We start from the raw sequence: 25608 nt of genomic DNA on the forward strand, positions 1-25608 counted from the left end.
CGTATGACTCCGGGTGCCATGCGGGTCGCCGTCGTCGGCGGGGGACCGGGAGGGCTGTACGCCGCCGCGCTCCTGGCCCGCCAGGGCCACACGGTGGAGGTCTGGGAACGCAACGCCCCGGACGACACCTTCGGCTTCGGCGTGGTGCTCTCCGACGAGACCCTCGGCGGGATCGAGCGGGCCGACACCGTCGTCCACGCGGCCCTGAGCGCGGAGTTCGTGCGCTGGGACGACGTGGACATCGTGCACCGGGGGCGGCTGCTGACCTCCGGCGGCCACGGCTTCGCGGCCATCGGGCGGCGCCGGCTGCTGGAGATCCTGCACGAGCGCTGCGCCGGGCTCGGCGTCCGGCTCCGCTTCCGCTCCGAGGCCCCGGCCGCGGCGGACCTCGCCGCCTCGTACGACCTGGTGGTCGCGGCCGACGGGGTGCACAGCGCGATCCGGGGGGCCGGCGCCGAGCACTACCGGCCGACGCTGACCGGCGGACGGTGCCGCTACGTCTGGCTCGCCGCCGACTTCGCCTTCGACGCCTTCCGCTTCGAGATCGCCGAGACCGAGTACGGCGTCATGCAGCTGCACGCCTACCCCTACGCGGCGGACGCCTCCACGGTGATCGTGGAGATGCGCGACGAGGTCTGGCGGGCGGCCGGCCTCGACCTGTGCGACGAGAACGAGTCGGCGGCCCGCTGCGCCAAGATCTTCAGCGAGGCCCTGCGCGGACGCCCGCTGCACGGCAACCGCTCCGCGTGGACGCAGTTCCGTACCGTCGTCAACGAGCACTGGTCGCACGGCAACACGGTGCTGCTCGGCGACGCGGCGCACACCGCCCACTTCTCCATCGGGTCGGGCACCAAACTGGCGGTGGAGGACGCGCTCGCGCTCGCCGAAGCCGTGGGCGCCGCCCCGGGCGACGTACCGGCCGCCCTCGCCGCGTACGAGGCGGCCCGCCGCCCGGCGGTCGCCAGCACCCAGCGGGCCGCGGCCGCGAGCCGGCACTGGTTCGAGGAGATCGCCGGATACGTCGGCCAGCCCGCCCGGCAGTTCGCCTTCAACCTCCTCACCCGCAGCCGCCGGGTCACGCACGACAACCTCCGGCTGCGCGACGAACGGTTCACCCGGTCGGTGGAGCGGGACTTCGGCTGCCCCCCGGACGGAACGCCGCCGATGTTCACCCCCTTCACCCTGCGGGGCCTGACCCTGCGCAACCGGGTCGTCGTCTCACCGATGGACATGTACTCGGCCGAAGACGGGGTACCGGGCGACTTCCACCTCGTGCACCTGGGCGGGCGGGCCCTCGGCGGGGCCGGACTGGTGATGACGGAGATGGTCTGCGTCTCCGACAGGGGCCGCATCACCCCCGGCTGCACCGGCCTCTACACCCAGGAACAGGCGGCCGCCTGGAAGCGGATCGCCGACTTCGTCCACACCTCCGCGCCCGGCACCGCCCTCGGCGTCCAGCTCGGGCACGCGGGCCGCAAGGGCTCGACGCGGGTGATGTGGGAGGGCATGGACGACCCTCTGCCCCACGGCAACTGGCCCCTGGTGGCAGCCTCCGCACTGCCCTACCGGCCGGGCGTCTCGGCGTTCCCGCGCGCCCTGGCGCGCGAGGACCTGGCGGCGCTGCGCTCCGACTTCGCGGCCGCCGCCGTCCGCGCCGCCGACTGCGGATTCGACCTGCTCGAACTGCACTGCGCCCACGGCTACCTGCTCTCCGGGTTCCTGTCCCCGCTGACCAATCACCGTGACGACGAGTACGGCGGCTCCCTGGAGAACCGGCTTCGCTTCCCGCTGGAGGTCTTCGACGCGGTGCGTGCCGTCTGGCCCGGGGACCGCCCGATGACGGTCCGCCTCTCGGCCACCGACTGGGCGCCCGGCGGCACTTCGCCCGAGGAGGCGGTGCGGATCGCGGCCGCCTTCGCCGCCCACGGCGCGGACGCCATCGACGTCTCGACGGGCCAGGTGGTGGCGGACGAGGCCCCCGAGTACGGGCGCTCGTACCAGACCCCGTACGCCGACCGGATCCGGAGCGCGCTCGGCGTCCCCGTCATCGCGGTCGGCGCCATCTCCTCCTGGGACGACGTGAACTCCCTGCTGCTGGCCGGCCGGGCCGACCTCTGCGCCCTCGGCCGTCCCCACCTCTACGACCCCCACTGGACCCTGCACGCGGCCGCCGAGCAGTCCTACGAGGGGCCGGCCGCCCCCTGGCCGGCCCCGTACCGCGCGGGCAGCCGCCCCCCGCCCACGGGCCGCGGCTGAAGGCGGCTCACGCGGGGACGATCTCGGCGCGGTCCTCGACCGGGGTGTAGCCCAGGCGCAGGTAGACGCCGTTGCTGGTGGGGTTGGCCAGGTCCGTGAAGAGGAGGACCTCGGTGGCGCCGGCCGCGTACGCCGCTTCGCTCACCGCGTGCGTGACCCCGGCGGCGTAGCCGCGGCCACGGTGCTCGGGCGGGGTGTAGACGGGGCCGACGCGGGAGGCCGAGCCGATCGGGCGGGAGAATCCGGCGAGCGAGACGGGAGTGCCGGCGTGCTCCCACAGCCGGATCCCGCCGTAGGAGATCCGGTCGCGCAGCAGGGTTTCGGAGGCGTTGCCCGGAACACCCGCCTCCGCGTTGAAGGCCGTGATCCACTCCAGCAGCAGCGGGAGGTCCTCCCCGGTGGCGGACCGGGCCCGCCCGGCCGGGGCGGGATCCGGGGCGACCAGGCCGGCCAGCCGGTACAGGCGCACCTCCTCGGTGATCCGGGTGGGCCGCCCCCAGGCCCCGGCCAGTGCTTCCGCGTCCGGGCGGCGGGCGTTGAACCCGTGCGCCCCGGCGAGCAGCGGTTCGGCGGCGAGCGCGGCCCCCAGCGCCCGGACCGCGTCCCCGGGCAGTACGCCGAGCACGACCGGGTACGGCGGGGTGCACAGCAGGCCGCCGGCCACGGCGCCGTCGGCCCCGGTCCACCAGCCGAAGAAGGGGGTGCCGTCGCCGTAGGCGCAGCTCCCGCGCCGCCGCAGCCCGTCGGCGACGGTCAGCAGGAGGGTGTTGGAGACGGGCTGCGCGGCCGCGGCCGGGCCCGCTGCGGCCAGATAGGCCGTCAGGTCCGTGGTGAAGGTCCAGGTCATGGCACATCCTGGCGGGACGGGCGGCGGGTGCGCACCCGGATTTCCGCCGAGGGGTGTCTTGTCGATCGGGCCGGATCAGGGAGCGGTGCCGGACACCGTGAGCCCGGCCTGATCGGCAAGACACTCTTTAGGGCTCGGCGAAGCCGGCCCCGATGTCCCGCAGCCGGGTGTGGAGTTCACCGAAGACGGCCGCCGCCCGGTCGCCCGGCCAGTCCGCGGGCAGCAGCTCGCGCGGCAGGCCCGGGTCGGCGTACGGGAGGCGCCGCCAGGTGTCCAGGGCGAGGAGGTAGCCGCGGTAGGCATCCTCCGGGGTCGGCTCCGGCCCCGACTGGAGGGCGCGCAGGACGGGCTCGTGCAGGTCGAGGAATTCCTCGTGCTGCTTGGCGAGGGCCGCCAGGTCCCACCAGCGGGCCACCGCCTCGGCGGTCGGGGCGAAGCCGAGGTGGGCGCCGCGGAACAGTTCCACGTACGGGGTCAGGTGCAGCCGCTCCAGCGTGTGCGCGGTCTCCTCGGACAGCCGGGCCGGGGCGATCCACACGCCCGGCGCCACCGCGCCGAAGCCGAGCCGGGCCAGCCGCGAGCGCAGCAGGTGCCGCTTGTGCCGCTCCTGCTCCGGGACGGAGAACACCGCCACCAGCCACTCCTCCGACAGCCGCGGGCTGCCGTAGATGCGGCGGTCGCCGTCGTCCAGCAGCTGCCGGGCCTCCTCGGAGAGCCCGTACGCCGCCGAGCCGTCCGCCGTGCGCTCGGGCAGCAGGAAGCCGCGCCGCTTGAGCCGGGACACGGACGAGCGGACCGACGGGGCGTCCACGCCGGCCGCGCCCAGCAGGCGGATCAGCGCGGACACCGGGACCGGGCCCTCGAAGGCCCGCCCGTAGGCTCCGTAGAACGTGACGATCAGGGATCGCGGGGTGTGCTGCTCGACCACGGGTTCACTCTAGATCGCGCAGCCGGAAACGTTGCAGCTTGCCCGTCGCGGTCCGGGGGAGGGCGGGGAGGAAGACGAAGGAGCGGGGGCACTTGTGCGGGGCCAGCTCCGCCCGCATGAAGGTGCGCAGGACCTCCTCCGTCAGCACCGCGCCGTCGCGCACCACGGTGTACGCCACCACGGTCTGCCCGCGTCGCTCGTCCGGGCGGCCCACCACGGCCGCCTCGATCACGTCCGGGTGGCGCAGCAGGGCTTCCTCCACCTCCGGCCCCGCGATGTTGTAGCCCGCCGAGATGATCATGTCGTCGGCCCGGGCGACATAGCGGAAGTAGCCCTCCGGATCGCGGACGTAGGTGTCACCGGTCAGGTTCCACCCGCCCCGTACGTACTCCCCCTGCCGGGGATCGGCCAGGTAGCGGCAGCCCACCGGGCCGCGCACGGCCAGCAGCCCGGGTTCGTTGTCCGGGACCGGCCGTCCCGAGCGGTCCACCACCCGGGCCTCCCAGCCCGGGACCACCCGGCCCGTCGTACCGGGCCGGATGTCCTCGTCGGCGGCCGAGATGAAGATGTGCAGCAGCTCGGTCGCCCCGATGCCGTTGATGATGCGCAGGCCCGTGCGCTCGTACCAGGCATGCCAGGTGGCGGCGGGCAGGTTCTCCCCGGCCGAGACGCAGCGGCGCAGCGCGGACAGGTCGTACATGCCCACGTCGTACGGGCCCAGGGCGTCCAGCATCGTCCGGTAGGCGGTGGGCGCGGTGAACAGCACCGTCACCCGGTGTTCCGCGAGCGCGGGCAGCAGCCGGCGCGGCACGGCCTCCTCCAGCAGCAGCGCCGAGGCCCCGGCCCGCAGCGGGAAGACGACCAGCCCGCCGAGGCCGAAGGTGAACCCGAGCGGCGGGCTGCCCGCGAACACGTCGTCCGGGCGGGGCCGCAGCACGCTGCGGGAGAAGGTGTCGGCGACGGCGAGCAGGTCGCGGTGGAAGTGCATGCAGCCCTTGGGCCGTCCGGTGGTCCCGGAGGTGAAGGCGATCAGGGCCACGTCGTCCGCGGAGGTCGGGGCGGCCGGGTAGGGCTCGTGATGTCTCTCGGCCAGTCGGAGCAGGTCGCCCGCGGCCCCGCCCCCGTACACGGTGATCCGCAGCCCGGGCACCTCGGCCTTGACCAGGTCGTCCAGCACGTCCGCATGGCACAGGGCGTGTCCCACCCGGGCCATCGCGCACACCGTGGCCAGCTCCTGGGCGCGCTGCTGGGGCAGTACGGTGACCGCCACCGCGCCGGCCTTCATGACCGCGAGCCAGCAGGCGGCGAGCCAGGGGCCGGTGGGTCCGCGCAGCAGGACCCGGTTGCCCGGGACCACGCCGAGGTCGGCGGTGAGCACGTGGGCCAGCCGGTCCACGCGCTCGCGGAGCCCGCCGTACGTCCACACCTCGCCCGTGGCGCTGCGGAAGGCCGGGCGGTCGGCGCCCGCGGGCCCGAACCGGGCGATGGTGGCGTCGAGCAGCTCGGCCCCGCAGTTCAGCCGGTCCGGATAGGCCAGTTCGGGCAGATCGAAGACGAGCTCCGGCCAGGTGTCCGCGGGTGGCAGATGGTCACGGGCGAAGGTGTCGGTGTGAGCGGAAGGCTTGAGGTCCAAGGCGGGTCGCCCCCATTGCAGCGGTCCGGGGTGGGGTGGAGCCGGCCGTGCGGTAGTTCCCCCGGCCACGGCCGGTAGGTCCTCCCAGGAGCGTATCGTGATGGTGACGGCAGTCAACAGGACGCGATAGAAGCGGGGACATTCGGATGACCGGATTCGCGCTCGGGGCGGACCAGGAGGAGTGGTGCGGGCAGTTGCGCGCACTGGCGGCGGAGCGGCTGAGGCCGCTCGCCGAGAAGGGGGAACCGGGCCGGGTCAACCGGCCGCTGCTGGCGGCACTGGGCGAGCTGGGCCTGCTGGAGCGGGTGTTCGCCTCGGGCGCGATGGAACTGTGCCTGCTGCGGGAATCCCTCGCCTACGGTTGCACGGAGGCCGAGACGGCGCTCGCCCTGCAGGGGCTGGGCGCGTATCCGGTCCTGCGGTCGGGGAGCGAGGCGCAGCGGGAGCGCTGGCTGCCGCAGGTGCGCGCCGGGCGGGCGGTGGCGGCCTTCGCACTGAGCGAGCCGGGGGCGGGCTCGGACGCGGCGGCGCTGGCGCTGGAGGCGACGGCGGATCCGGCCGGCAGGGGAGGGGGCGGCGGCTGGCGGCTCAGTGGCGAGAAGTGCTGGATCTCCAACGCCCCCGAGGCGGATTTCTACACGGTGTTCGCCCGAACGGGCGAGGGGCCGGGGGCGAAGGGGGTGTCGGCCTTCCTGGTCCCGGCGGACCGCCCCGGACTCACGGGCGCGCCCCTGGACATGCTCTCCCCGCACCCCATCGGCTCCCTGGCCTTCGACGGGGTACCGGTCGGCCCGCGGGACCTGCTCGGCGAACCCGGGCGGGGCTTCCGCGTGGCGATGGACACCCTGAACCTCTTCCGGCCGAGCGTCGGCGCCTTCGCCGTGGGCATGGCCCGGGCCGCGCTGGACGCGACGCTCGCCCACACGGCGGAGCGGACCGCGTTCGGCGGGAAGCTGAGCGATCTGCAGGCGGTGGCGCACCGGGTGGCCGAGATGGCCACCCGCACGGAGGCGGCCCGACTGCTGGTGTACGCGGCGGCCGGCGCCTACGACCGCGGATCGGGGGACGTCCCGCGCCGGGCGGCGATGGCGAAACTGCTGGCCACGGAGACCGCCCAATACGTGGTGGACCACGCGGTCCAACTGCACGGGGCGGTCGCCCTGCAGCGCGGTCACCTGCTCGAACACCTCTACCGGGAGGTGCGGGCACCGCGGATCTACGAGGGGGCGAGCGAGGTGCAGCGCACCATCATCGCGAAGGAGCTGTACGGGGCGCTGCCGCAGGCTCGGCCCGGGGAGGTGGCCGCGCGATGAGCCTGGACCGGATCAACCCGGCGGAGCTGTCGCCCGCGACGGGTTTCTCGCACGCGGTCGCGGCGACCGGCACGCGGCTGGTGTTCCTGGCGGGCCAGACCGCGCTGGACGGCGCGGGCAAGGTGGTGGGCGAGAGCCTGCCGGAGCAGTTCGAGGTGGCCCTCGCCAACCTGCTGTCGGCCCTGGCCGCGGCGGGCGGGGCCCCGGCGGACCTGGCCCGGGTGACGGTGTACGCGGTGGACGTGGCGGAGTACCGGGCCCACGCGGCCGAACTGGGCCGCATCTGGCGGCGGTCGGCGGGCCGCGACTATCCGGCGATGGCCGTCATCGGCGTGGTCCGCCTCTGGGACGAGCAGGCCCTGGTGGAACTCGACGGCGTGGCGGTCCTCCCGTAACGGTGGGGCGGTGCGGTGCCGTTGCCTGGCGGCGGCGCGGTCGGTTCGGCCGGGCCCGGCGGGCCCGCCGGGGGACGTGGTGCGCGGGTGGGGCGGTGCCCCGGTGGAGTGTCTCCTCGGCTCGCGCCTGCGGGGACGGCTCCGCCTGCCGGGCGGTGGTTGCACGCTCCTCCTGCGGGGACACCCCACCGTGTCCCCGCCCCGGCGGCCCTGCCGGCCCTGTGTCGTCCCTTTCGGACGTTGTCGGTCGGGCCCGCGTCGTCCGGTGTTTCGCATCTCCCCCGGCTGCCGCTGGGAGGTGCCCGGCAAGATCCGGAAGAGACGGCCTAGTCCCGTGCGCGGATGCGGCGGTACTCGTCCGTTCGGACGCCGGCCACGCCCCAGTCCTCCAGCTCCACCTCGTCGATGAGGACGAAGGTGGTGGCCGGGTCCTTGTCGAGGACCCGGACCAGCAGCTCGGTCACGCCGGCGATGATCTCGGCCTTCTGGGCGGCGGTGGCGCCTTCACGGGTGATCCTGACGTTGACGTACGGCATGGTGATGGATGTCCTTCCGATCAGGCGCGGCCGGTGACGTGGCCGCCGTCCACGCGCAGGGCGTGGCCGGTGACGAAGGTGGCGCCCGCGAGGTAGAGCACCGCCTCGGAGATCTCAGGGACCTCGCCGACCCGGTTCAGCAGGGCGAGCCCGCCGAAGGAGTCCACGTCGGATCCCGCGTGCAGCGGGGTGCGGATGATGCCGGGTGACACGAGGTTCACGCGGATGCCGTCGGCGGCGAGTTCGGCGGCCAGGCTGGTCGTCAGCGCGTGCACCCCCGCCTTGCTGACCACCGGTGCGGAGGACGGGAAGCCCGCCAGTGCGTGGTCCACCAGGACGGTGCCGATGTTGACGATGCTGCCGCCCCGGCCCTGCGCGCGCAGCGCCCGGACCACGGCCTGGGTGGTGAGGTAGGTGCCCTTGAGGTTGCCGGTCAGGAAGCCGTCGAGTTCTTCCTCGGTGACCTCGGTGAAGGGCTTGGGGGCGAAGGTGCCCGCGTTGTTGACCAGGACGTCGATGCGGCCGAACCGGTCGAGGGCGGTACGGACGAGGGCCTCGCCCGTCGCCGGCTCGGCGATGGCGCCCGCGACCACCGCGGTCCGTCCGGGGTGGCCGAGGGCGGCCGCGGCCTCGGCGAGGCGGTCGGCGTCCCGGCCGTTCAGGACGACATTGGCGCCATCGGCGAGGAAGGCGCGGGCGATGTCCAGGCCGATGCCGCTGGAGGAGCCGGTGATCAGGGCGGTGGTCGCGGTGGCGTCGGTGTTCGCGTGCGTGCCGGTCATGGCGCTGTGCCTTTCGTCGGTGTCGCCCGTCGGGGTCCCGACCGGCTGACACCACGAACCTAGGAGCGCCCAACACATAACACCACGACGAAGATTGGAGCGTGTGATAATCCCTGATTATGGATGTGGATCTGCGTGACCTGGAGCTCCTGGCCGCCACCGCCGAGGCCGGCTCGCTGACCGCCGCCGCCGAGCGGCTCTACGTGAGCCAGCCCGCCCTCAGCCAGCGGCTCACCCGGCTGGAGGCCCGCCTGGGCATGGCCCTCTTCGACCGCAAGGGCCGCCGCCTGGTCCCCAACGCCGCGGGCCGCCGACTGCTGGTCGCGGCCCGCCACGTCCTCGGCGAACTGGACTCGGCGGCCCGGGACCTGCGCGAGATCCGGGACGGGCGCGACCGGCGGGTCCGCTTCACCGCGCAGTGCAGTACGACCTTCCCGTGGCTGCCGCCCGTGCTGCGCGCCTTCCGCGAGCGCGCGCCGGACATCGACGTGCGCATCGAGACCGTCGCCGACGACGCGCCGATCCCGGCACTGCTCGCCGACCTCGTCGACGTCGCGCTGGTCACCAAGCCGGACCTGCAGATGGACCGGGTGTCGCTGACCAGGCTGTTCGAAGACGAGATGGTGGCGGTGGTGCCCGCCGGCCACCCGTGGGCCTCGCGCGCGCACCTGACCGCCCGTGACTTCGACGGCGCCGACCTCGTCCTCTACGACTTCTACGACCAGAAGCGGATCCCGTCGATGCCGCTGCCGATCCCCGCGGGGGCCCGGCCGGCCCGGATCACCACCATGCCGGTGGTGACCGATCTGGTGATCGAGATGGTGGCCGGCGGCCAGGGAGTGACCGTGCTGCCCAACTGGGTGGCCGCCCCCTACGCGGCCTCGCACGGCCTCGCCCTCGTCGGCATCGGTGCGCGCCCGCTGACCCGCACCTGGTTCTGTGCCACCCGCACCGGACCGCGCCCGCCCCACCTGGAGGCCTTCGTCGAGGAGCTGACCGCCCGGCTCACCACCCCGCACAGCGTTTAGGGGTGCTCCAGCAGCCGGCCCATCCACTCCTCGATGCCGGCCACCGTGCGCGGCAGCGCGCCCGACATCAGCCGTGCGCCGTTCGCCGTGATGACCAGGTCGTCCTCGATGCGGACGCCGATGCCCCGCAGCTCCGCCGGGAGGGTCTCGTCGTCGGGCTGGAGGTACAGGCCCGGTTCCACCGTCAGGACCTGCCCCTCCTCCAGGACCCCGTCCAGGTAGGTCTCCGCCCGCGCCTTCGCGCAGTCGTGGACGTCCAGCCCCAGCATGTGGCCGCTGCTGCACAGCGTGTACCGCCGGTGCAGGTCGCCCTCCGCGTCCTTCAGGACGCCCCACTGCGCCAGGCCCTCCGCGATCACCCGCATCCCGGCCCGGTGGAAGTCACCGAAGCTCGCCCCGGGGCGGAGCGCCGCGATGCCCGCCTCCTGGGCGGCCAGGACCAGCTCGTACACCTGGCGCTGGACGGGGGAGAAGCGGCCCGACAGCGGGAGGGTGCGGGTGATGTCAGCGGTGTAGAGGGTGTCCGTCTCCACGCCCGCGTCCAGGAGGAGCAGTTCGTCCCCGTTCAGCCGGCCGTCGTTGCGGATCCAGTGCAGGGTGCAGGCGTGGGCGCCCGACGCCGCGATCGTCTCGTACCCGGTGCCGTTGCCCTCCGCCCGTGCGCGCAGGCCGAAGACCCCCTCGATCCACCGCTCCCCACGCGGATGCGCCAGCGCGCGCGGCAGGGCCCGTACGACATCCTCGAAACCCGCCGTCGTGTGGTCGACGGCCAGCTGGAGCTGCTCGACCTCCCAGGCGTCCTTCACCAGGCGCAACTCCGACAGTGCCGAGGCGAGTTCGGCGTCGGAGGCCGCGTTGCGGCCCGCCGGTGACCCGAGTCCGTCCAGATGCGCGCAGCGGATGCCCGTGAGGCGTTCCGCCTCCGCCAGGTCCGGTCGGCGGCCCACCCAGAACTCCCCGTAACGGCGGTCCCGGTAGAACTCCCCGTTCCCGTCCGCCCGCGGCGAGCGCGGCCGCAGGTACAGCACGGCCTCGTGGGCGTGCGGACCCGACGGCTCCATGACCAGGACGTGACCCGCCTGGTCCTCGCCCGTGAGGCCGGTCAGCCAGGCGTAGGCGCTGTGCGGGCGGAAGCGGTGGTCGCAGTCGTTGGAGCGGACCTTCAGCTCACCGGCCGGGACGATCAGCCGCTCGCCCGGGAAGCGGGCCGAGAGCCGCGCCCGGCGGGCCGGGGTGACGGCGTGGCCGGGGGCGCGGGTGGAGTCGGGCAGCGGGGTCGCGGCCCAGTTGCCCGCCATGAACCGGGACAACTCCGGGGACACCGGGCGGTCGTGACTGCCCGTGTTGAGGCGGGCGGACGCGTCGGTCACGAGGACTCCCTCAAGAAAGATGCGAACTGATGGGCGCACAGGTCTTGTCAGTGCAATTTCACATTACTATGTTACAGCTCACATCGCGGCACGTTAACCCCCGTCAAACGCCGTGTGACGCAGGGCAGTTCACGCACCACCCCCCACCTCACCTCTCCAATCAGGAGTTCTCGGTGCTCAAGCACAGAGCTGTGCGCTCTTCCCTTCTCGCTTCCGCCGTGGCCGTGACCCTCCTCGCCACCGCGGGACAGGCCACCACGCAGGCCGCCGCCGGGTCCGCGGCCCCGGCGGCCTTCACCGGCGCACAGGCCGTCCCGGCCCCCGGCCCCACGGGGAACCCGTTCGACGAGGTCGACCGCGTCGCCGACGCGAAGGACACCACCCCTGCGCCCGCCCCGGCCCCCGGCGGGCAGAACATCGCCGGGCAGGTCCCCGGCGCGGCGACGGCCGCCGCCGCGCCCGCCGAGGACCTGGAGAAGCGCGGCAGGGCCGCCAAGGCGGCCCCCACCGCGAAGAGCGTCGCCGCGGGCGTCCCCTGCACCCTCGACGGGATCACGAACCTCACCCCCGAGCAGTTCGCCGACTTCCTCGGCGACCAGGCCGTCCTCGCCGACGGCTGTCTGCGCGGCCTCATCTGGACCTGGGACGCCCGCCTCGCCCCGGTCATGTCGGACGCGCACGTCCAGGCCGTCTCCCGCCGGATATCCAGCCTGGCCGCCGCCCACGACGGCCGTAACTCCTCCCACCTGGAGGAGATGTTCACGTACCTGCACGCGGTCGCCTACCACGACTACTCGCGCTCCGAGATCGACGTCACCGACGCCCCGACCGTCGACGCCATGCGCCGGGCCATCGCCGACTTCGCGGCCGCCGCCCGCACCTTCGACGCGACGCCCACCAATGCCCGCACCCTGCGCGAGGCCCTCTACGCCGGCAGCGCGCCCGGCCTGCGCCAGCACCAGCTCGGCCTCATCAAGAAGGTCCTGGCCACCATGGACCCGGCCCACCCGGCCACCCACCTCGACGCCGGCTGGGCGGGCGCCGCCCTGGCCGCCCTCTCGGTCACCTACCTGGGCGTCTACCCGGGCAACCAGGACGCCGCCTTCCACTCCGCCGTCGCCGCCGACGCCTCCTACCGCCAGGCATTCAAGGCCTTCTCGACCTATACGCACCTCAAGGACACGGGCAACGCCTGGGTGGTGCGCGACGCCCTCAGCGAGTACGCCCGCTTCGGCCAGGTCGAGGGCCTGCGCGACCAGGTCGTCGCCGACCTCGGCGCGATGCTCGGGCCGGTCAGGGCCGCCTTCGGCGACGGCAGCGAGCCGTGGGCCAAGGTCGTCTCCTGGCTCAACTTCTACGAGGCCTGCAAGCCGTACGGGGTGTGCAAGGAGGACATCGAGAAGCAGCTCTTCCCCTACACCTACTCCTACGACAACGGCGCCATCAAGGTCCGCACCGCCCTGGACCGGGCCACGGTGGACCAGCTGTACTACGCGAGCAAGCAGGTGAAGGCCCAGTACCACCGCGTGCTCGGCACCGACCAGCCGCTCGCGGGCGACCCCAACTCCACTCTGAACATCGTGCTCTACGGCTCCCGCGCCGACTACGTGAACTACCACCCGATCCTGACCGGCTACGGCACCAACAACGGCGGCATCTACATCGAGAACGGCGCCACCTTCTACACCTACCAGCGCCGCGTCCCGCAGGACTCCTCCCTCACCCTCGAGGAGCTCTTCCGCCACGAGTACACGCACTACCTCAACGGCCGCTTCGCCGTCCCCGGCTTCTTCGGCCAGGGCCCCTGGTACGAGGGCGACCGGACGACCGCCATGGACGAGGGCACGGCCGAGTTCTTCGACGGCGCCACCCGCGACAACGGCATCGCCGTCCGCAAGTCCCTCGTCAAGAGCATCATCAGCGACACGGCCGGCGGCGGTCCGCGCATGAGCGTCGAGCAGCTGCTGAACGCCACCTACGACGGCGACGGCTTCCGCTTCTACAGCTACGCGGGCACCTTCTTCGAGTTCCTGTGGACCGAGAAGCCCGCGCTGCTGCGCGAGATGTACACGCACCTGCGGGCCGACGACGTCAACGCGTACGACGCCTGGCGCCACCGGATGGGCGCGGACACCTACCTCCAGCGCGACTACGACCGCTTCCTGGACGCGCAGATCGCCAAGGTCGACCAGCTCTTCGTGCCCAACACCTCCTTCACCCCGAACGACCGGCTGCGCGACTCGGCGCTCGCCTCGGTGAAGTCGTCCTTCGCCACGGCCACGTACAACACGCCGGACTGCGTGGAGAACGGTGACCCCGGCAAGCGCCGCTTCACCTGTACCGGCCGGATCACCGCGAACCTGAAGAACTGGCGCAACGACGACCAGAACTTCAAGGACATGTCGGAGACGGTCGACTACTTCATCCTCGACCGGGCGGGCGCGGCCTCGAACAACCTGGCCGACATGAACTGTTCCTTCGGCCCGGTGGAGATCTGGACCAACAAGGTCGCGGGCACCTCCAGTTACAGCTGTGAGGGTCCCCTCCGCAGCTGACCGGCACCTGCCCGGCAGCGGACCGGTCCCGCATCCGAGGGGGGTGCGGGACCGGTCCGGGCATCTGGGCAGGCCTTAAAGAATGTGACATATTACTGCCGTGCTCAAGAGACACTCCCTGGACGCCGTGATCATCGGCGCCGGCGTCGTCGGGGCGGCCTGCGCCTACTACGCGGCCCGCGCCGGACTCTCCGTGGCCGTGGTCGACCGGGGCCCCGTCGCGGGCGGCACCACCGGTGCGGGCGAAGGCAATCTGCTCGTCTCCGACAAGGAGGCGGGACCGGAACTCGACCTCGCCCTGCTGTCCACCCGCCTGTGGACCGAACTCGCCGCCGTCCTCCCGCACGCGATCGAGTACGAGCCCAAGGGCGGCCTCGTCGTCGCCCCCGACGAGACCACCGTGAAGGCCCTGCGGACCTTCGCGGAGGGCCAGCGCGCGGCCGGGGTCGACGCGGTCGAGGTGGCGGCCGGCGCCCTGCACGACCTGGAGCCGCACCTGGCCCCGGGCCTGGCGGGCGGATTCCACTACCCGCAGGACGCCCAGGTCCAGCCCGCACAGGCGGCGGCCCGGCTGCTGGCCGCCGCGGCCGCCTCGGGCGCCGAGGTGTACCTCGGCGAGGAGGTGACGGAGATCCTGCTGGACCGGGGCGCGGTACGCGGGGTGCGCACGCGGCGCCGCGAACTCCCGGCCCCGGCCGTGGTGAACGCGGCCGGCACCTGGGGCGGCCACATCTCCTCGCTGGCCGGGGTCACCCTGCCCGTCCTCCCGCGCCGCGGCTTCGTCCTGGTGACCGAACCCCTGCCGAGGGTGGTCCGGCACAAGGTCTACGCCGCCGACTACATCGCGGACGTCGCCAGCGGCTCCGCCGCCCTGCAGTCCTCGGCGGTGGTCGAGGGCACCCCGTCCGGCCCGGTCCTCATCGGCGCCACCCGGGAGCGGGTCGGCTTCGACCGCACCCTCTCGACGGAGGCGCTGCGCCGCCTGGCCGCCCAGGCGGCGGCGCTCTTCCCCGTGCTGGCCGACATCCGGGTGATGCGCGCCTACCACGGCTTCCGCCCCTACCTGCCCGACCACCTCCCGGCGATCGGCCCGGACCCCCGGCGCCCCGGGCTGCTGCACGCCTGCGGCCACGAGGGCGCGGGCATCGGCCTGGCGCCCGCCACCGGGGCGCTGATCGCCGCCGCCCTGACGGGAGCCGAACCGCCGCTCCCCGTCCACCCGTTCCGCCCGGACCGCTTCGGTGCGGACCCGGCCGCCACCGAGACCCCTGAGGAGCAGCACTGATGCGCAGCCCCCGCGCGCTGGTCGGCGGCAGCCCGGCCGTCGCGCACGAGATCACCTTCGACGGTCGGGCACTGCCCGCCCTGCCCGGCCAGAGCATCGCCGCCGTGCTGTGGGGCGCGGGCATCCTCGCCTGGCGGACCACCCGCGACGACGGCGCCCCGCGCGGCGCGTTCTGCGGGATCGGCAGCTGCTACGACTGCCTCGTCACCGTCAACGGCCGCTCGAACCAGCGCGCCTGTCTGGTCCCGGCCCGTCCGGGCGACACCGTCACCACCCAGGAAGGAACCGGCCATGCCGACCTCACCGTCTGAGCCCGCCGGTCGCGCGGGCCGTGCGGACCCCGTGGGTCCGTCGGGCCCGTCGGGTCCTGCTGCCGGGTCGACCCCGGCGCCCGCAGGGACGGCGCCCGCGTCCGCGCCGGCCCGTGCCGATCTCGCGATCGTCGGGGCCGGTCCGGCAGGCCTCGCCGCCGCCGTCACGGCCGCCCGGCTCGGGCTGCGGGTCACGCTCCTCGACGCGGGCGATCGCCCCGGCGGGCAGTTCTACCGCCACCCCGCCCCGGGCCTGGGCGCAGCCCGCCCCGAGGCGCTGCACCACGGGTGGGCGGAGTTCGCGACCCGGGAAGCCGCCCTGCGCGCCCACGAGTCGGCCGGCCGGATCACGTACCTCCCGCTCCACCACGTGTGGACCGTCCTCGCGGGCGACGTGGCGGGCGCGCGCGACGGACATGCCGCGCCCGCCGCGGGGTGGACCCTGCACGCCGTTGCCGGACATGGACCCGAGGAGCGCGCCGCCGTCGTCACGGCCGGGGCCGTGCTCATCGCCACCGGCGCCTACGAGCGGCAACTGCCCTTCCCCGGCTGGACCCTGCCGGGAGTGGTCGGGGCCGGCGGGGCGCAGGCCATGCTCAAGGGTGGGCTGGTCCTGCCGGGCGAGCGGGTGGTCGTCGCCGGGAGCGGGCCGCTGCTGTTGGCCGTGGCCGGGTCGCTCGCCGCCGCCGGGGCCACCGTGCCCGCCGTGGTGGAGGCCGCCGCCTACACCGCGTACGCGGGCCAGGTGCCCGCCCTGTTGCGCAACCCCGGCAAGCTCCTCGAGGCCGCCACCCACGGCGGGGCGCTGGCCCGCCACCGCGTCCGGCTCCTCACCCGGCACGCCGTCACCGAGGCGCACGGCACCGACCGGGTCGAGGCCGTCACCGTGGCCAGGCTCGACCGCGACTGGCGTCCGCTCCCCGGCACCGCGCGCCGCATCCCCTGTGATGCCCTCGCGGTCGGCCACGGGCTGCTGCCCCAGCTGGAGCTGGCCACCGGCCTCGGCTGTGCGACCCGGACCGGCCCCGACGGCGCCGTCGCCCTCGTCCTCGACGAGGAGCAGCGCACCTCCGTCCCCGGCATCTGGTCGGCGGGCGAGACCGGTGGCATCGGCGGGGCCCAACTGGCCATGGCCGAGGGGGAGCTGGCCGCGCACTCCATCGCTGCCGCACTGCGCCGCAGCGCGAACCCCGCGATCGCGGGCGCCCCGCGGGCGAACCGGGTCGGCCGGCTCACCCGCCGCCGGGCACGCCTGCGCGCCTTCGCCGACGCGATGGCCACCGCCCACCGGCCCGGCGAGGGTTGGACCGGCTGGCTCCGGGACGACTGCGTCGTCTGCCGCTGCGAGGAGGTCCCGGTCGGGCTGGTCCGCGAGGCCGTCGAGGACCTCGGCGCGGGGGACGCCCGCAGCGTCAAGCTCCTCACCCGGGCCGGCATGGGCTGGTGCCAGGGCCGGATGTGCGGCCCGGCCGTCGCGGTGCTGGCCGGGGAGGAGCCCGCGCCCGACCGGCGGCCGCTGTCCTGCCCGGTTCCGCTGCGCCACCTCGCCGAACTTCCGCCCGCCGGGCACTGATCGGGGCACCGCGGCCCTTGTGGCCGCACTGCACCCACTAGTAAAATGTCACACACCACTCTAGGGAGCTCTCACATGACCCACGCGCACACCCCCGCGCCCCGCACCCGCCCCTGGCACGGAATCATGGTCGCCACCGCACTCCCGATGCGCGAGGACCTCACCGTCGACTACGACGCCTACGCCGAACACGTGGCCTGGCTGATCGAGGGCGGCTGCGACGGCGTGGTCCCCAACGGCTCCCTCGGGGAGTACCAGACCCTCACCGAGGAGGAGCGGGCGCGCGTCGTGCGCACCGCCGTCGAGGCGGCCGGAGACGGCGACCGCGTCATGCCCGGCGTCGCCGCCTACGGCAGCGCCGAGGCCCGCCGCTGGGCCGAACAGGCCGCCGAGGCCGGCGCCGGCTCCGTACTCCTGCTGCCCCCCAACGCCTTCCGGGCCGACGAGGACGCCGTACGCGCCCACTACGCCGAGGTGGCCCGCGCCGGGCTGCCCGTCGTCGCGTACAACAACCCCATCGACACCAAGGTGGACCTGACCCCGGCCCTGCTCGCCCGGCTGCACGCCGACGGCTCCATCGTGGCCGTCAAGGAGTTCAGCGGGGACGTGCGCCGCGCGTACGAGATCGCCGAGCTCGCCCCCGGCCTCGACCTGCTCATCGGCGCCGACGACGTCCTCCTCGAACTGGCCCTCGCCGGCGCCGTCGGCTGGATCGCCGGCTACCCCAACGCCCTGCCGCGCTCCTGCGCCGAGCTCTACCGGGCCGCCGTCGCCGGGGACCTCGACACCGCCCTGCCGCTCTACAAGTCCCTGCACTCCCTGCTGCGCTGGGACTCCAAGACCGAGTTCGTCCAGGCCATCAAGCTCTCCATGGACCTGGCCGGGCGCCCCGGCGGCGCCACCCGCCCGCCGCGCTTCCCGCTCACCGGCGAGACCGAGGCGGCCGTCCGGGCCGCCACCGAGAAGGCCCTCGCCGAGGGCCTCAACTAGCACCCGGGGGAAACAGCAATGCGTACGCGCCACGTCTACCACGCGGTGGACTCGCACACCGAGGGCATGCCGACCCGGGTCATCACCGGAGGGGTCGGGGTGATCCCCGGCGCCACCATGGCCGAGAAGCGGCTGCACTTCATCGAGCACATGGACCACGTCCGGACCCTGCTCATGTACGAGCCGCGCGGGCACTCCGCGATGAGCGGCGCGATCCTGCAGCCCCCGACCCGCCCCGACGCCGACTACGGCGTCCTCTACATCGAGGTGTCGGGCCTGCTCCCCATGTGCGGGCACGGCACCATCGGGGTCGCCACCGTCCTCGTCGAGACCGGCATGGTGCCGGTCGTCGAGCCGGTCACCACCGTCCGGCTCGACACCCCGGCCGGGCTGGTGAGCGTCGACGTCCGGGTCGAGGACGGGGCGGCGACCGCCGTCACCCTCACCAACGTGCCCTCCTTCAGCGTCGGCCTCGACCTCAAGGCCGAGGTCCCCGGCTTCGGCGCGGTCACCTACGACCTGGCCTACGGCGGCAACTTCTACGCCTTCGTCGAACTCGACGCCCTGGGCCTGCCCTTCGACCGCGCCCGCAAGGACGACCTGATCGCCGCCGGGCTCGCCGTCATGGACGCGGTCAACGCCGGACCGGACCGGCCGGTCCACCCGGAGAACCCCTCCATCTCCGGGCTCAAGCACGTCTACCTCGCCGCCCCCGGCTCCGACGCCCACCGCTCCCGGCACGCCATGGCCATCCACCCCGGCTGGTTCGACCGCTCGCCCTGCGGTACGGGGACCAGCGCGCGGATGGCCCAGCTGCACGCCCGCGGCCTGCTGGAAATCGGCGCGGACTTCGTCAACGAGTCCTTCATCGGCACCGAGTTCACCGGCCGGCTGGTCGGCGGGACCACCGTCGGCGGGCTCCCGGCCGTGGTCCCCACCGTCACCGGCCGGGCCTGGATCACCGGCACCGCGCAGTACTTCCTCGACCCGTCCGACCCCTTCCCCGGAGGGTTCCTGCTGTGATCACCGTCCGCACGGTGGACTACCACACCGCCGGCGAGCCCTTCCGGATCGCCGACTGCGCCCTGCCCGGCATGCCGCCGGTCCCCGGGGACACCGTCGCCGAGCGCTGCGCCACCGTCATCGGCCCGGGCGGCTCGGGGACCGCCCCGCGCCGGGGCGCGCTGGACGACGTACGGCGCCTGCTCGTGCAGGAGCCGCGCGGGCACGCCGGTATGTACGGGGGGTTCGTGGTCCCGGCCGACGACGACGGGGCCCACTTCGGCGTGCTGTTCTGGCACAAGGACGGCTACTCCACCGCCTGCGGCCACGGCACCATGGCCCTCGGGGCCTGGGCCGTGGACACCGGCCGGGTCGCCGCCCCGGACGACGGGGACGTGCCGGTGCGCATCGACGTACCGTCCGGGCGGGTCACCGCCACCGTCCACCGCGGCGGGGGCCGCACCACCGGGGTCACCTTCCGCAACGTCCCGGCCCGGGTGGGTGCCCGCAAGGTCCCCGTCGCCACCTCGCTCGGGCTCGCCGAGGTGGACATCGCGCACGCCGGGGCCTGTTACGCCTCGGTGCGCGCACGCGACCTCGGCCTGGACGTGACCCGGGCGGCACTGCCCGCCCTGGTGCGGGCCGGACAGGAGATCCGGGCGGCGCTGGCCACCCATCCCGCGACCTGGCACCCGGGAGGCCCGCTGCTGTCCGGGATCTACGGGGTGATCCTGCACGAGGAGCTGCCCGACACCCCCTTCGGACCGCACCAGCGCAATGTCACCGTCTTCGCCGACGGCCAGATCGACCGCTCGCCCTGCGGCTCCGGCACCTCGGCGCGGCTCGCGCTGCTCGCCGAGGACGGGCGGCTCGGCCGGGGGGAGGACCTGCTGCACGAGTCGGTCACGGGCACGGTGTTCACCGGGCGGATGCTGGAGCACGGTGTCACGGAGGTCACCGGCACCGCCCACCGCACCGGCGAGCACACCTTCGTGGTGGACCCGCACGACGTGCTGGGCACCGGGTTCCTCCTGTGACGGGCATCCCGCAGATCGGGGCCGGGGCGATGGCCGCACTGCTCACCCCGGCCGCGGCCGCCGACGCCCTGGCCGCCGCCCTGCTCGGCGGCCTCGACCCGGAGAGCTGCCCGCCGCGCTCGGCGATCGGGGTGCCCGGCGGCGGCGAACTGCTGCTGATGCCGGCCGCGTCCGGCTCGTACGCCGGGGTGAAGATCGCCGGGGTCGCCCCCGGGAACCCGGCCCGCGGGCTGCCCCGGATCACCGGCTCCTACCTCCTGCTCGACGGGCCCACCCTGCGCCCGCTGGCCCTGCTCGACGGGGCGGCGCTGACCACGCTGCGGACCCCGGCGGTCTCGGCCCTCGCGCTGCGCCACCTGGCGCCGGCCGGGCGGGCGCTGCGGCTGGTGCTCTTCGGTTCGGGCCCGCAGGCGTACGGACACCTGGAAGCGGCCTCGGCCGTACGGGAGCTGGCCGGGGTGGTGGTGGTCGCCCGTGACCCCGGGGGAGCGGAGCGGCTCGCCGCGCACGCCCGCACCCTGGGCCTGCCCGCCCGGACCGGCACCCCGCAGGAGGTGGCCGACGCCGATCTGGTGATCTGCTGCACCACGGCCCGTCAGCCGCTCTTCGACGGGCGCCTGGTCGGGCCCGGCGCCACCGTCGTGGCCGTCGGATCGCACGAGCCGACGGCCCGGGAGACGGACACCGCCCTTGTGCGACGGGCGGCGGTGTACGTGGAGTCCCGGGCGGCGGCCCTGCGCGAGGCGGGGGACCTCCTCGTCCCGGAGGCCGAGGGGGCGATCGGGCCGGGTCACATCACCGGCACCCTCGCCGACCTGGTCGGCGGTCGGCTGCCGGGGGGCGGGCCGCAGAGTTGTCCACAGCTCTTCAAGAGTGTGGGCATGGCCTGGGAAGATCTCGCTGTGGCGGTCGCGCTGGTCGAGGCCGCCGGAGTGTGAGCAGCGCAACGTGACATTGTACGCTGTTCCTCTGCTCGTCGGTGGTGTCGGGGGTCTCGGAGGAAATGCAATGGGTGACCTGAAGCAGCACAGTCTCATCAAGGCCCAGGAACGCCTCCGCGACCAGGTCGGCCACGCACTGCGAGCCGCGCTGATAGCGGGTGAGCTGCGCCCCGGGAGCGTCTACTCCGCGCCGGGCCTCGCGGCCGAACTCGGCGTCTCGGCCACGCCGGTGCGCGAGGCCATGCTCGACCTGGCCCGGGAGGGACTGGTCGAGCCGGTCCGCAACAAGGGCTTCCGGATCACCGAGGTCAGCGAGCGCGACCTGGACCAGTTCACCGAACTGCGCACGATGATCGAGGTGCCGACCATCGGCCGGATCACGAAGATCGCCACGGCCGAGGCGCTGGAGGCGCTGCGCCCCATCGCCGAGGAGATCGTCAGCAACGCGCGCGAGCACAACCTCATCGGCTACCTGGAGGCCGACCGCCGCTTCCACCTGTCCCTGCTGGCCCTCGCGGGCAACGACCGGCTCGTCGAAACGGTCGGCGACCTGCGCAAGCGGTCCCGGCTGTACGGCCTGACCGGCCTGGACGAGGCCGGCAAGCTGGTCTCCTCGGCGGAGGAGCACATCGAGCTGCTCGACCTGATGCTGAGCGGCGACGCCGAGGCGGCGCAGGAGTGCATGCTCCGCCACCTCGGCCACGTCCGCTCCCTCTGGGCCCAGGGCCGCGACGAACCGGTCGGCCGCGTCCCCGGAGGCCTCGGCTCCGGCCTCCAGTAGGGTCCGGGGCCGTTGGCGGCCGGCGGGCGGGCGGCCGGCAGGGCACGCGCAGGGTACCGGCGGGCGATCAGCAGGGCGGACCGGCGCTGCCGTCGGCGGTGAGCGGGCGGTCCGACGAGATGATCGCCGCCTCCGCGCGCGGCACGGGGGTGCCGTCGGGCAGGAGCAGGACCGGCGGGTCCACCACGGCGCCCACGTCGGCCGCGGCGGCGCTCGCGTTCGCCGCCGTGACCCGCCCCCTGGGCTGCGGGGCCAGCACCGCCGTCTCCCGCACGTACGCCACGAAGCTCTCGAAGTCGCGCTGGTGCCGGTAGGGCTCCTGGAACTCGGAGAGGGCCGGGTAGCCGTCGCTCGCGAGGAGCGTGTACGACGGGGCCGCCAGCCGGTAACTGCGTTCGAGGTCGAGCGGGTTGCCGTCGATGAAGACCTCGTCGGGGTGCACCCGGTCCCCGACCGGACCCCGCGCGTCGAAGCTGTAGCGCACGTTCCGGGAGACCGCGAGGGGCGCGAAGCGCAGCTCGCCGCTGTCCGCCGTCGTCCACTGCTCCTCCAGGGCGTCGTGGATCCGCTGCCCGGTCACCCATGCGCTGACGATCGGATCGCCGAACCCGATGGCCCGCCAGGCGCTGCCGAAGGTGACGGTGCCGCCCGACGCCGCGTCGAGGACGAGGTCCCCGGCGATGACCGCCTGGCCGACCCGGGGCGCCGCGGCGACCACGGCGAGCTGGGCCGGGACGTTGGGGTGGATGTTGGCGTCGTTCTCGGGGTCGGAGGGCCTGCTGCCCGCCCACAGCGCCCAGTCGGCGGCCAGGTTGCCCATGGTGCTCTCGCCCGCGGTGTTCCGGGTGCGCAGGAACGAGCCGGTCTGCCGCCCGACCGGGGTCCGGTCGCGTGCGACGGCCTGTCCCGCCCAGTAGGTGACGACCTCCTGCAGCTCCGGATGAGGGGCGATGTCGCGGGTGTTGGGGTGGCTGGTGGAGACGGTCAGTTCCCGGACCACCCGGCCGGTGAGCGGGTCCAGCCGCAGGTTGATCTCGTTGATGACCTGGCCGTAGCAGCCGGCCTCGACGAACGGGCGGGGGACACCGTTCGGGTCGGGGACCATCATGTTGAACCGGGTGTGCCAGTGTCCCGTGACGATCGCGTCGATGTCGGGGGAGACCCGCAGCGCGAGGTCGAGGGCCGGTCCCGAGGGGTCGACTCCGCTGTTGAAGTCGGCGCCCGCCACCGCCCCGTCGTGCATGCTGAGCACGATCGCGTTCACGCCCTGGCTCTTGAGGAGCGCCGCGTAGTGGTCGGCGGTGGCGACCTCGTCCAGGGTGGCGAGCCCCGGCTGGAAGGAGCCGGGGAACCGTTCGCTGCCCACGGCGGTGAGGTGGATGAAGCCGATCGGCAGCTCCCGGCCGTCGGCGGTGCGCACCTGCTCGATGTGGTAGGCGGGCAGGACCGTCCGGCCGTCCTGGCCCCAGGTGAGGTTGGCGCTGTAGTAGCGGAAGTCGGCGCCGTGGAAGCGCAGGCCGGAGGAGTCGGTGAAGGAGGTGTCGCGGCCCTCGACCGGGAAGGGGATGCCCTGCTCCATGTGGCGTTGGAGCATCGCGGGGGACTTGTCGAACTCGTGGTTGCCGGCCGTCGCGAAGTCGAGCCCCATCCGGTTGAGGGCCTCGACGGTCGGCTCGTCGGCGAAGGCCGCGGCGTCGAACTCCCAGCCGGAGAAGGCGTCTCCGGGTGTGAAGAAGAGAGTGTTCGGGTGGCCGTCGCGGAGGCGCTCGAGGTGTGCGGCCATGTACGCGACGCCGCCGACGGTGTAGCTGCGGCCGCCGTTGCCGACGATCACGGAATTGCTGCCGGGTGCGCCCTGCAGGAAGCCGTGCAGGTCGGTGATGTTGAGCAGCTGGACGTCGACGTACTCGACGGCGGTGGCGGCGTCCCGGGCTGCGGCGGTGGCCCGTGCGGGACAGCCGAGCGCGAAGGTCGCCGCGGCCGCTCCCATCGCGGTGAGGAAGTCCCGCCGCCCGGGTTCCGGGCGGTCCCGGTCCCGCTCCCGTCGTCCCCGTTCCGGCCGTCCCGGGTCCCGGTGCCGTGAACTCCTGCTCTGCTGCGTGGCCTTGGCCTGCGTGATCACACCCGGCATGTTCCCGCCCGCCGGGCCGGGTGTCGTGGCGACGCGCCGCCCGGCCGTTCGGGACACGGCTGGATAACGGAGGCGCCAACCCCTTGTCAGTGCAATTTCACATTACTATGTTACCGGTCACATCCTAGAGCGCGGCCCTTCACTGGAGTGACCATGACCAAGCGCACCCAACTCGCCCTCGCCACCGCCCTGGTGGCAGCACTCGCACTCGGCGCCTCGGGCTGCTCCGGCACCAAGAAGGGCACGGCCGGCGCGGGAGCCTCCAACCCGGCGGCCGCCAACGACGGCAAGATCCTCGGCGGCACCCCGGTGAAGGGCGGCACGCTCACCGTCCTGTCCAACCAGGACTTCGCGCACCTCGACCCCGCCCGCAACTGGACCATGCCGACCATGGACTTCGGCACCCGGCTGCTCTACCGCACGCTCGTCACCTTCAAGGCCGAGCCCGGCAAGGCCGGCAGCGAACTGGTCCCCGACCTCGCCACCGACCTCGGCACCTCCTCCAACGGCGGCCGCACCTGGACCTTCACCCTGAAGGAGGGCGTGAAGTACGAGGACGGCTCGCCCGTCAGGGCCCAGGACATCAAGTACAACGTCGAGCGCTCCTTCACGCCCGACCTCACCGGCGGGCCCGACTACGCCGCCCAGTACCTGGCCGGGACCGAGGGCTACAAGGGCCCGCTCCAGGGCCGGCACCTGGACTCCGTCAAGACCCCGGACGACCGCACGATCGTCTTCGAACTGAAGCGCCCGGTCGCCGAGTTCTCCGCGACCGCCACCCTGCCGACCTTCGCCCCGGTGCCCCAGTCCCAGGAGAAGGGCACCCAGTACGACGCCCGCCCGTTCTCCTCCGGCCCGTACAAGATCGAGTCCTACGACCGCGACAAGAAGCTGGTCCTGGTCCGCAACGAGCACTGGGACCCGGGCACCGACACCGTCCGCAAGGCCTACCCGGACAAATTCGTGGTCGTCATGGGCCTCAAGGGCGGGCAGATCGACGACCGGATCATCGCGGGCGAGGGCGCCGACGCCTCCACCGTCCAGTACGCCGACATGCGTCCCGAGAGCGCCCCCAAGGTGCTGCCCAAGCCGGAGGTCAAGGCCCGGCTGCTCGCCGAGTCCCAGGGCTGCACGGAGATGCTCCACCTCAACAACTCCCGCGCCCCCTTCAACGACCCCAAGGTCCGCGAGGCCATGCAGTACGCCGTCGACAAGGAGGCCATCGTCACCGCGGGCGGCGGACCCGCCCTCAACGAGGTCGCCACCGCCTACCTGCCCCCGGCGCTCTCCGGCGGCAAGCAGGCCGACACCCTGAAGATCCCCCCGGCGGGCGACCCGGCCAAGGCCAAGGAACTCCTCAAGGCCGCCGGCAAGGAGACCCTGAAGGTCTCCCTCGCCGTCTCCACCGGCGACAAGGGCAAGGCGGAGGCCATCCAGCAGGGCCTGTCCCGCGCGGGCATCGAGGTCGTCATCGACACCGTCGACCCGGGCGCCTACTACGACGTCATCGGCGACCTCTCCACCACCCCCGACATGACCCTCACCGGCTGGTGCCCCGACTACCCCTCCGGCTCCACCTGGATCCCCTTCGTCTTCGACGGACGCACCATCAAGGACAAGGGCAACCAGGGCAACTACAGCCAGTTCCGCGACGAGGCGACCATGAAGCGGATCGACGAGATCAACGCCATGGCCGACGCCAAGGAGGCCAACCAGGCCTGGATCGACCTCGACGCGGCCCTGATGGCCAAGGCCCCGAACGTCCCGATCCTCCTGGAGCGCAAGCCGCTCCTCGTCGGCACCAACATCGCGGGCGCCTTCGGCCACCCGGTGTGGACCGGCACCATCGACTACGGGACCGTCGGCCTCAAGGACCCCTCGAAGAGCCAGGGCTGAGGAATCCGGAGCCCCCGA

General features: G+C 73.7%; 21 protein-coding genes. 14 read left to right on the forward strand and 7 right to left on the reverse strand.

The window, feature by feature from the left end; genetic code table 11:
- The first annotated feature begins 3 nt into the window (after positions 1–3).
- The gene (locus ACWGE1_RS01440) at positions 4–2256 is read left to right on the forward strand and encodes a bifunctional salicylyl-CoA 5-hydroxylase/oxidoreductase (protein WP_453418507.1); all 2253 of its coding nucleotides are present in this window, start codon (positions 4–6) and stop codon (positions 2254–2256) included.
- 7 nt (positions 2257–2263) lie between these two features.
- Here the strand turns inward: ACWGE1_RS01440 and ACWGE1_RS01445 are convergent, their stop codons facing one another.
- The 3 genes from ACWGE1_RS01445 to ACWGE1_RS01455 form a co-directional block, all read right to left on the reverse strand.
- On the reverse strand, positions 2264–3103 hold the full coding sequence (locus ACWGE1_RS01445; RefSeq protein ID WP_453418508.1) for a GNAT family N-acetyltransferase: 840 nt from the start codon (positions 3101–3103) through the stop codon (positions 2264–2266).
- A gap of 127 nt (positions 3104–3230) precedes the next feature.
- Positions 3231–4031, reverse strand: coding sequence for a PaaX family transcriptional regulator (locus ACWGE1_RS01450; protein ID WP_453418509.1), 801 nt, complete (start codon positions 4029–4031; stop codon positions 3231–3233).
- Between the two features lie 4 nt (positions 4032–4035).
- Positions 4036–5664, reverse strand: coding sequence for an AMP-binding protein (locus ACWGE1_RS01455; RefSeq protein ID WP_453418510.1), 1629 nt, complete (start codon positions 5662–5664; stop codon positions 4036–4038).
- Positions 5665–5810: 146 nt separating this feature from the next.
- Between ACWGE1_RS01455 and ACWGE1_RS01460 the strand changes: the two genes are divergently transcribed.
- Positions 5811–6977: an acyl-CoA dehydrogenase family protein gene (locus tag ACWGE1_RS01460; RefSeq protein ID WP_453418511.1), complete on the forward strand. Its 1167-nt coding sequence runs from the start codon at positions 5811–5813 to the stop codon at positions 6975–6977.
- Positions 6974–7372, forward strand: coding sequence for a RidA family protein (locus ACWGE1_RS01465; protein ID WP_453418512.1), 399 nt, complete (start codon positions 6974–6976; stop codon positions 7370–7372). Before ACWGE1_RS01460 ends, ACWGE1_RS01465 begins: the two co-directional genes overlap by 4 nt.
- Positions 7373–7698: 326 nt before the next feature.
- Here the strand turns inward: ACWGE1_RS01465 and ACWGE1_RS01470 are convergent, their stop codons facing one another.
- Positions 7699–7908, reverse strand: coding sequence for a tautomerase family protein (locus ACWGE1_RS01470; RefSeq protein ID WP_453418513.1), 210 nt, complete (start codon positions 7906–7908; stop codon positions 7699–7701).
- A 20-nt stretch (positions 7909–7928) separates the two neighbouring features.
- Positions 7929–8690: an SDR family NAD(P)-dependent oxidoreductase gene (locus ACWGE1_RS01475; protein ID WP_453418514.1), complete on the reverse strand. Its 762-nt coding sequence runs from the start codon at positions 8688–8690 to the stop codon at positions 7929–7931.
- 119 nt (positions 8691–8809) lie between these two features.
- On the opposite strand from ACWGE1_RS01475, the gene ACWGE1_RS01480 reads away from it, so the two are divergent.
- Entirely contained in the window at positions 8810–9718 is a 909-nt protein-coding gene (locus ACWGE1_RS01480) for a LysR family transcriptional regulator (protein WP_453418515.1), read from the forward strand.
- Here the strand turns inward: ACWGE1_RS01480 and ACWGE1_RS01485 are convergent.
- The gene (locus tag ACWGE1_RS01485; RefSeq protein ID WP_453418516.1) at positions 9715–11088 is read right to left on the reverse strand and encodes an aminopeptidase P family protein; all 1374 of its coding nucleotides are present in this window, start codon (positions 11086–11088) and stop codon (positions 9715–9717) included. The genes ACWGE1_RS01480 and ACWGE1_RS01485 overlap by 4 nt on opposite strands.
- A 173-nt stretch (positions 11089–11261) precedes the next feature.
- Between ACWGE1_RS01485 and ACWGE1_RS01490 the strand changes: the two genes are divergently transcribed.
- From ACWGE1_RS01490 to ACWGE1_RS01530, 9 genes are all read left to right on the forward strand, one after another.
- Positions 11262–13643 (forward strand): collagenase, encoded by a 2382-nt coding sequence (locus ACWGE1_RS01490; protein ID WP_453418517.1) that lies wholly within the window; start codon positions 11262–11264, stop codon positions 13641–13643.
- 100 nt (positions 13644–13743) lie between these two features.
- Positions 13744–14928 (forward strand): NAD(P)/FAD-dependent oxidoreductase, encoded by a 1185-nt coding sequence (locus tag ACWGE1_RS01495; RefSeq protein ID WP_453418518.1) that lies wholly within the window; start codon positions 13744–13746, stop codon positions 14926–14928.
- Positions 14928–15239 carry a (2Fe-2S)-binding protein gene (locus ACWGE1_RS01500; RefSeq protein WP_453418519.1) on the forward strand — a complete coding sequence of 104 codons (312 nt, stop codon included), beginning with the start codon at positions 14928–14930 and terminating at the stop codon, positions 15237–15239. Before ACWGE1_RS01495 ends, ACWGE1_RS01500 begins: the two co-directional genes overlap by 1 nt.
- The gene (locus ACWGE1_RS01505) at positions 15220–16812 is read left to right on the forward strand and encodes an FAD-dependent oxidoreductase (protein ID WP_453418520.1); all 1593 of its coding nucleotides are present in this window, start codon (positions 15220–15222) and stop codon (positions 16810–16812) included. Before ACWGE1_RS01500 ends, ACWGE1_RS01505 begins: the two co-directional genes overlap by 20 nt.
- 75 nt (positions 16813–16887) lie before the next feature.
- The gene (locus ACWGE1_RS01510; protein WP_453418521.1) at positions 16888–17802 is read left to right on the forward strand and encodes a dihydrodipicolinate synthase family protein; all 915 of its coding nucleotides are present in this window, start codon (positions 16888–16890) and stop codon (positions 17800–17802) included.
- A gap of 18 nt (positions 17803–17820) precedes the next feature.
- Positions 17821–18825 (forward strand): proline racemase family protein, encoded by a 1005-nt coding sequence (locus ACWGE1_RS01515; RefSeq protein ID WP_453418522.1) that lies wholly within the window; start codon positions 17821–17823, stop codon positions 18823–18825.
- Entirely contained in the window at positions 18822–19841 is a 1020-nt protein-coding gene (locus ACWGE1_RS01520; RefSeq protein WP_453418523.1) for a proline racemase family protein, read from the forward strand. Before ACWGE1_RS01515 ends, ACWGE1_RS01520 begins: the two co-directional genes overlap by 4 nt.
- A gap of 29 nt (positions 19842–19870) precedes the next feature.
- Positions 19871–20779 (forward strand): ornithine cyclodeaminase family protein, encoded by a 909-nt coding sequence (locus ACWGE1_RS01525; RefSeq protein ID WP_453418585.1) that lies wholly within the window; start codon positions 19871–19873, stop codon positions 20777–20779.
- Positions 20780–20849: 70 nt separating this feature from the next.
- The gene (locus ACWGE1_RS01530) at positions 20850–21563 is read left to right on the forward strand and encodes a GntR family transcriptional regulator (RefSeq protein WP_453418524.1); all 714 of its coding nucleotides are present in this window, start codon (positions 20850–20852) and stop codon (positions 21561–21563) included.
- A 67-nt stretch (positions 21564–21630) separates the two neighbouring features.
- Here the strand turns inward: ACWGE1_RS01530 and ACWGE1_RS01535 are convergent, their stop codons facing one another.
- A complete protein-coding gene (locus ACWGE1_RS01535) occupies positions 21631–23553 on the reverse strand; it encodes a bifunctional metallophosphatase/5'-nucleotidase (RefSeq protein WP_453418586.1) in 1923 nt (640 codons plus the stop codon).
- 294 nt (positions 23554–23847) lie between these two features.
- Here ACWGE1_RS01535 and ACWGE1_RS01540 point away from each other — a divergent pair, with 294 nt between their 5' ends.
- Positions 23848–25590, forward strand: coding sequence for an ABC transporter substrate-binding protein (locus tag ACWGE1_RS01540; protein ID WP_453418525.1), 1743 nt, complete (start codon positions 23848–23850; stop codon positions 25588–25590).
- Positions 25591–25608: the final 18 nt, after the last annotated feature.

The sequence above is a fragment of the Streptomyces sp. NPDC054932 genome (assembly GCF_053610205.1).

Coding starts and splice junctions, on each gene's coding strand:
- ACWGE1_RS01440 (WP_453418507.1), top strand. CDS start 4: ATGACTCCGGGTGCCATGCGGGTCGCCGTCGTCGGCGGGGGACCGGGA.
- ACWGE1_RS01510 (WP_453418521.1), top strand. CDS start 16,888: ATGACCCACGCGCACACCCCCGCGCCCCGCACCCGCCCCTGGCACGGA.
- ACWGE1_RS01530 (WP_453418524.1), top strand. CDS start 20,850: ATGGGTGACCTGAAGCAGCACAGTCTCATCAAGGCCCAGGAACGCCTC.
- ACWGE1_RS01445 (WP_453418508.1), bottom strand. CDS start 3,103: ATGACCTGGACCTTCACCACGGACCTGACGGCCTATCTGGCCGCAGCG.
- ACWGE1_RS01535 (WP_453418586.1), bottom strand. CDS start 23,553: ATGGGAGCGGCCGCGGCGACCTTCGCGCTCGGCTGTCCCGCACGGGCC.
- ACWGE1_RS01515 (WP_453418522.1), top strand. CDS start 17,821: ATGCGTACGCGCCACGTCTACCACGCGGTGGACTCGCACACCGAGGGC.
- ACWGE1_RS01480 (WP_453418515.1), top strand. CDS start 8,810: ATGGATGTGGATCTGCGTGACCTGGAGCTCCTGGCCGCCACCGCCGAG.
- ACWGE1_RS01505 (WP_453418520.1), top strand. CDS start 15,220: ATGCCGACCTCACCGTCTGAGCCCGCCGGTCGCGCGGGCCGTGCGGAC.
- ACWGE1_RS01525 (WP_453418585.1), top strand. CDS start 19,871: ATGGCCGCACTGCTCACCCCGGCCGCGGCCGCCGACGCCCTGGCCGCC.
- ACWGE1_RS01475 (WP_453418514.1), bottom strand. CDS start 8,690: ATGACCGGCACGCACGCGAACACCGACGCCACCGCGACCACCGCCCTG.
- ACWGE1_RS01460 (WP_453418511.1), top strand. CDS start 5,811: ATGACCGGATTCGCGCTCGGGGCGGACCAGGAGGAGTGGTGCGGGCAG.
- ACWGE1_RS01465 (WP_453418512.1), top strand. CDS start 6,974: ATGAGCCTGGACCGGATCAACCCGGCGGAGCTGTCGCCCGCGACGGGT.
- ACWGE1_RS01500 (WP_453418519.1), top strand. CDS start 14,928: ATGCGCAGCCCCCGCGCGCTGGTCGGCGGCAGCCCGGCCGTCGCGCAC.
- ACWGE1_RS01540 (WP_453418525.1), top strand. CDS start 23,848: ATGACCAAGCGCACCCAACTCGCCCTCGCCACCGCCCTGGTGGCAGCA.
- ACWGE1_RS01470 (WP_453418513.1), bottom strand. CDS start 7,908: ATGCCGTACGTCAACGTCAGGATCACCCGTGAAGGCGCCACCGCCGCC.